Source organism: Christensenella sp. KGMB01412 (assembly GCF_055522415.1).
The window spans coordinates 1-2,506 of the sequence record NZ_JBVFVW010000023.1 but is presented as its reverse complement, the minus strand read 5'-3'; the positions used below and the strand labels follow the sequence as shown (position 1 = coordinate 2,506).

The 2,506-nt window shown below is 51.1% G+C and carries 2 protein-coding genes; both read right to left on the bottom strand.

Annotation, left to right across the window (positions count from 1 at the left end; all coding sequences use genetic code 11):
* Complete coding sequence (locus tag ACS5WU_RS13840) at positions 1-990, bottom strand: ABC transporter permease (RefSeq protein ID WP_465089205.1); 990 nt, start codon at positions 988-990, stop codon at positions 1-3.
* A gap of 4 nt (positions 991-994) precedes the next feature.
* Complete coding sequence (locus ACS5WU_RS13835) at positions 995-2,488, bottom strand: sugar ABC transporter ATP-binding protein (protein ID WP_307756869.1); 1,494 nt, start codon at positions 2,486-2,488, stop codon at positions 995-997.
* Positions 2,489-2,506: the final 18 nt, after the last annotated feature.

Sequence of the window (2,506 nt, the reverse complement as noted above, 5' to 3'; positions counted from 1 at the left end):
TTACGCGTTAACTTCTTTGGCCCTGCGGGATTTGATGAAGCTGTCGAACGCTACCGCCGCAATCAGCACCATACCTCTTACGAACTTCTGTACGAATTCGTTGATTCCCAGCATTGTCATACCATTCTGCAGGATTCCCATGATCAGTACACCGATGATTACCATGTACAGCTTCCCCTGGCCTCCTGTCATGCTCACGCCGCCCAGTACTACGCCTGTGATAACGTCCATTTCATAACCTTCTCCTGCATTCGGCTGCCCTGAGTTCGTCCTCGCAAGGATTACAAGCCCTGCAAGCGCACTCATGAATCCACCTACCGCATATACCAGGAATTTGATCTTCGATACGTTTACTCCCGACAGCCTCGACGCTTCTTCGTTTCCGCCTACGCCGTAAATGTGCCGCCCTGCCCTTGTCTTCGACAGGAATATAATTCCAAAGATGAATACTGCCGCCATGATCAGCACCGGGATCGGGATCGGCCCAAGGTATCCCTGTCCAAGCTGCGTGTACGACGAGTCAAACCCGAATACCGGAAGTCCTCCTGTGATGATGTACGCAAGTCCCCTGATCGATACCATCATACCCAGCGTTGCGATGAACGGCGGTACCGCCAGCTTCGAAATGAAGAACCCGTTCGCAAGCCCAAGTCCTATGCCAAACAGGCACATGATGATCGCTGCAAGCACCGGGTTCATCGACTGCTCTGTCATCAGCAGCGCCGCCCCTACTCCTGCGAAGCCTGCTACCGATCCTACCGAAAGGTCGATTCCTCCTGTCAGCATGATGAACGTCATACCTACTGCTATGATTCCTACGATCGATACCTGCCTTAAGATGTTAAAAATGTTATCCGGCGTCAGGAACCTGTTCGACAGGATCGCAAACACCACGATCAGCGCGATCAGTACGAATACAATTCCATAACTCCCCAGTATCCGCTTGATGCTCTTTCCGCCTACACTGTTTTGATTCAACTCTTTTCCCATTTCATCAACCTCCTATTAATCCGGAAGCGTACTCCAGTATCAGTTCCTGTGAGAACTCTTCACGCTTCAGCTCCCCTGCTACCTGTCCAAAACGCATCACCAGTATTCGGTCGCTCATTCCAATCAGCTCCGGCATCTCTGACGATACCATCAGGATCGTCTTCCCTTCCTCGTCCGCAAGGTGCCTCATCAGGTTGTAGATCTCCTGTTTTGCTCCTACGTCGATTCCGCGTGTCGGCTCGTCGAATATGATCACGTCGCACTTCGTCGCCAGTACCTTTGCAAGTACCACCTTCTGCTGGTTTCCTCCCGACAGGTTCTTCACCAGCTGGTTTACGCTCGGCGTCTTGATCTGCAGCTTCCCAATATATTCGTTCGCGATCGCAGAGTCCTTTTTGTTATCTACAAACGGTCCCTTCATTGCCTGCTTGAGCGAACTGAACGTCACGTTCTCCTTGATCGACAGTCCCAGCAGTACTCCCTGGTTCTTCCGGTCTTCCGGGATCAGTCCGATTCCGTGGTCCAGGGCTTCTCCCGGATTCTTGATCCTGATCTGCTTCCCGTTCAGGTATACTTCTCCCGATTCCACCCGGTCTGCTCCAAACAGCGCCTGCATTACTTCCGTTCGCCCTGCTCCCACAAGGCCGCCAAAGCCAAGGATTTCTCCCCGCTTTACCTCGAAGCTCACGTCCTTTACCTTATCGTTCGTCAGCCCCTTTACCTGCAGTACCGTTTCTCCCAATGGCTTTACACGCTCCGGATAATCTTCTCCCAGCTCGCGCCCTACCATATCTGCGATCAGTTCTTTTCTTGTGATATCCTTGATGTCCTTCGTCGATATATATTTCCCATCCCGCAGCACCGTTACTCTGTCACAGATTTCAAACATTTCTTCCATCCTGTGCGAGATGAATATGATCGTTACCTTGTTTTTCTTCAGCTTATCTACGATATTGAATAATAACTCTGTTTCTTTGTTTGTCAGCGGCGCCGTCGGCTCGTCCATGATCAGCACCCGCGAATTTGACATTACCGCTTTCACGATTTCCGTGATCTGCTGGTACGCCACTCCCAGGTCGCTTATCACCGACATCGGGTTCAGCTCGATCTCAAATTCATCCAGCGCCTTCTGCACCTCTGCTGCCATTGCCTTTTTGTCGACGAACGCTCCCTTCATGATCTCTTTGCCATAAAATACGTTCTCTGCCACTGTAAGGTATGGAATCAGGTTGAACTCCTGGTACACCGCTGAGATTCCCTTGTCGATCGCTTCGATCGGCCCCAGCTTTGGGTACGACTCCCCTCTCAGTACGATCTCTCCCCGGGTTGGCTCGATTGCTCCTGTCAGCATCTTTATCAGCGTTGATTTCCCCGCGCCGTTTTCTCCTGCCAGCGCGTGTATCTCTCCCTCTTTAAAGCCTACCGATACGCCATCCAGCGCTTTTACTCCGGGATAATATTTGCAGAGATCTTTTACTTCCAATATATAATCTTGCATTTTTTCTCCTCCGCCATT

Excerpts from the sequence above, each read along its gene's own strand:
- ACS5WU_RS13840 (WP_465089205.1), bottom strand. The coding sequence starts at position 990 with ATGGGAAAAGAGTTGAATCAAAACAGTGTAGGCGGAAAGAGCATCAAG.
- ACS5WU_RS13835 (WP_307756869.1), bottom strand. The coding sequence starts at position 2,488 with ATGCAAGATTATATATTGGAAGTAAAAGATCTCTGCAAATATTATCCC.